The sequence below is a fragment of the Mesorhizobium sp. WSM4829 genome (assembly GCF_055811475.1).
Genome location: NZ_JBVVQJ010000055.1, coordinates 1 through 3,506, shown reverse-complemented (window position 1 = coordinate 3,506; position 3,506 = coordinate 1). Strand labels below are relative to the sequence as shown.

3 protein-coding genes are annotated in these 3,506 nt (G+C 63.6%); all 3 read left to right on the top strand.

The window, feature by feature from the left end; all coding sequences use genetic code 11:
- Positions 1-18 precede the first annotated feature (18 nt).
- The 3 genes from AC0L17_RS31590 (at position 19) to AC0L17_RS31580 (ending at position 3,162) form a co-directional block, all read left to right on the top strand.
- Entirely contained in the window at positions 19-573 is a 555-nt protein-coding gene (locus tag AC0L17_RS31590) for a tripartite tricarboxylate transporter TctB family protein (protein WP_473518662.1), read from the top strand.
- 13 nt (positions 574-586) lie between these two features.
- A complete protein-coding gene (locus AC0L17_RS31585; protein WP_473518639.1) occupies positions 587-2,089 on the top strand; it encodes a tripartite tricarboxylate transporter permease in 1,503 nt (500 codons plus the stop codon).
- Positions 2,090-2,187: 98 nt separating this feature from the next.
- Positions 2,188-3,162, top strand: a complete 975-nt coding sequence (locus AC0L17_RS31580) for a LacI family DNA-binding transcriptional regulator (RefSeq protein ID WP_473518638.1) — start codon at positions 2,188-2,190, stop codon at positions 3,160-3,162.
- The last annotated feature ends 344 nt before the right edge of the window (positions 3,163-3,506 follow it).

The following is a 3,506-nucleotide window of genomic DNA, read 5'->3' as shown; positions in this document are numbered from 1 at the left end:
TTTTTTTCTTTTCTTTTTATAAAAAAAAACATTAAAAAAAAAAACCTCGGCGGGCGCGTCTCTTTTGGGGGGGTTGTTTTTTTTTTTCTCTTCGCGCGCCCCCCCCCCCCCCCCCCCCCCCACGCTGCTCGCGCATGGAGGAGCACACGGCAGATGGGCGATTTTACGCGCGTCACGATCGATTTCCAGACCTCGCACCTGGTGTTTCCGACACTGATCGGCGGCATTCTGCTTGCGCTGGGGATGGCCATTCTCATCACGCGCCGGCAGGCGATCGCCGGCGCCGGCCGGTACTGGTCGCAGACCTTGGCGGCGATGGACAAGCCGCGCTTCTTCGGGACGATCGCTTTGACGCTGGTTTATTTCCTGCTGATGGTCCCTGTCGGTGACATCTGGCCCAACACGGGCATGGGCTTCCTAATCTGCTCCATCCCGTTCGTGGCGCTCAGCGGGCTGCTCTACCTGCAGGAGCGTACAAGGTCCGCCGTCATAGTGCTTGGCGTGGTGGCGGTCGCCGCGCCCGTGCTGGTGTGGTGGGTGTTCGCGCGCGTCTTCTTCCTGACGCTGCCCTGACAGGGAGAACCCAATGGAACTGTTCGGTTTCGTCACGCCTCTGTTTGTGCTGCTGATCGCCGGCGGAACGGCGATCGGTATCGTCTTCGGCGTCATTCCCGGCCTGACGGCGACGATGGCGGTGGCCGTCTGCCTGCCGATGACCTACTCGCTTGGGCTCGAGAACGGCCTCGCCCTGCTAATCGGTCTCTATGTCGGCGGCATCTCAGGCGGGGTGGTGCCGGCGATCCTCATCGGCATACCCGGCACGCCGTCGTCGGTCGCGACCACGTTCGACGGCTTCCAGATGGCCCGTCAGGGCAAAGGCGAGCAGGCGATGCGCATCGCCATCATCGGTTCACTGATCGGCGGCCTGATCTCGCTGGCGGCGCTCTATCTGTTCACGCCGTGGCTGGCCGATTTCGCGATCCGCTTCTCCTACGTCGAAAAGTTCCTGATCATCCTGTTCGCGCTAACGGTGATGGGCGCGCTGTCGAGCGACATGCTGCTGGGCATCTTCTCGGGCTTCCTGGGCATCTTTGTCAGCCTCGTCGGGGTCTATGACGTGACCGATGGCGGCAACGGCCATTTCCGGTTGATCCCGCCCGGCATGGAGGACATCCTCTACGGCGGCTTCGCGCTGCTGCCGGTGCTGATCGCGCTGTTCGGGCTGACGACGGTGCTGGAGGAGGCCGAGATCGGCATGCCGAAGGGGCCTTCGGTCAAGGAACTGGAGTCGGGCGGCAGGTCGAAGTTCTCATGGTCGATATTTCGGGGCCAGACGATCAATCTCATCCGCTCGTCGGGCATCGGCACCTTCGTCGGCATCCTGCCGGGGATCGGCGGGTCGGCGGCGTCGATCCTCGCCTATACGGCGGCGAAGACGAGTTCGTCGCATCCCGAGACGTTCGGCAAGGGCGAACCGGCGGGCGTCATCGCTTCGGAGACGAGCAACAACGCGTTGACCGGCGGAGCGCTGGTGCCGCTGCTGTCGCTCGGGATACCGGGAGATTCGACCACTGCCCTTCTGATCGGCGCCTTCGCGCTTCAGGGCATCCAGGTCGGACCCCTGTTCATAGGCCAGCATCCGGAAACGTGGAACTCGATGATCATCGCGATGCTGCTCGCCAACCTGGTCACGTTCGCGATGATGTACTACGCGATCCGCTGGTTCTCGCTGGCGGTGGCGATTCCGAAGGCGATCCTCTATCCGGTCATCCTGATGATGTGCGTCATCGGCGCCTACACGATCAATTACGGCATCATGTTCGACGTCTGGACGCTGCTCTTCTTCGGCGTGCTAGGCTGGATCGGCGTCAAGCTGGGGCTGGAGGTCGCGCCGTTCATCATCGGCTTCATCCTTGGCCCCTCGGCCGAGATCTATTTCGTCAAGAGCCTGGAATCGTTCGGCGATCTCACGATCTTCTTCACCAAGAGCTGGATTGCCGCTTTCCTGTGGCTGCTTATCGTGGCGTCGATCGCAGTTTCGGTCGTCATCGGCCGGCGCCAGCGCGCGGAAAAGCTCGCCGCCGGTTGAAACTTGCCTTTCGGGCCGGCCGAAGAAATAAGTCGTACATGGTTGTGGATGAAACTTCGACGCGCGCCAGGCGCAGACGCCCGTCAGGGGCGGTGACCATGCAGACGGTCGGCCGTATGGCCGGCGTCTCGCAGGTCACGGTCTCACGCGCGCTTTCGGAACCCTCAAAGGTCTCTGCTGAGACGCTTCGGCGCATCCACGAGGCGATCCGCGTCACCGGCTTCGTTCCGAATGCGCTCGCCGGCGCGCTCGCCTCCCAGAGGAGCATGCTGGTTTCGGCGCTGGTTCCGTCGATCTCGAACATCGTCTACGCCTCGATGATCACCTCGTTCAACGAACGAATGCGCGCGCGCGGCTACCAGATTCTGCTGTCGGAGACGGGTTTCGACCCCGGCGACGAGGAGGCGTTCATCGCCACCCACCTTTCGCGCCGGCCCGACGCGATGCTGCTCACGGGCATTCACCACTCCGCGCAGGCGCGGCGCATGCTGCTGGCGGCGGGCATTCCGGTCGTCGAGGTCTGGGACATCAGCACCACGCCGATCGACATCTGCGTCGGCTTCTCGCATGTCGAGGCGGGCCGCGCGGCGGCCGACTTCGCGATCGACGCAGGCTACCCGCGCGCGGCCTGCGTGTCGGCCGGCGACGAGCGGGCGCGCCGGCGCCAGCACGCGTTTTCGGAGCGTTTCGAGTGGAGCAGCGGTCATGCGGTCATGAAGGCGGCCTTTGACGCGCCGGCGACGCTGGCCAACGGCCGCGCCGGGCTTTCGCGCCTGCTGCGGGAAGGCTTTTCAGGCGGCGTGGTGTTCTGCAGTTCCGACCTGCTTGCGCACGGCGTTCTGATCGAGGCGCATGCCCAAGGCCTCTCGGTCCCCGGCGACGTCGCGGTGGTCGGCTTCGGAGACCAGGACTACGCCGCCGCGGTGGAGCCCGCACTAACCACCATACGCGTCGATCGTGAAGCGCTCGGCGCAGCCGCCGCCGAGACCATATTGTCGCGCTTCCGCGGCGAGGATCAGCCGCAAAACGTCATCGACATCGGGTTCAGGATCATTCGGCGAGCATCAGCCTGAGCACGTTTCGACGGCACCCCCGTGGACCCTGTGAAGCAATGTCAGGTTCCACAAACCAGTTGTAACGACGACTTCTCGCGGGACCACGACCTCTAGCTGGTCACGCACAATATCCGCTTCCAGGGGCCGGCAAGGTGATTCTTACGACCGACATTAGGCGCTAACCTGCCGCTCCGCTCCCCCACGGGCCATAGAACGCGCCCGCTCGGTGCTAGGCTGGATCGATAGTGTCCTGAAGGTTCTGCAAAAAGCTCTGGAGAGAGAACAGCCCATGCTCTGAGGCGAGGGGCGGCCATGGCACGCTGGTGACGTTGCGATCACCGATTCCCGTGGAAGGGTAAGTG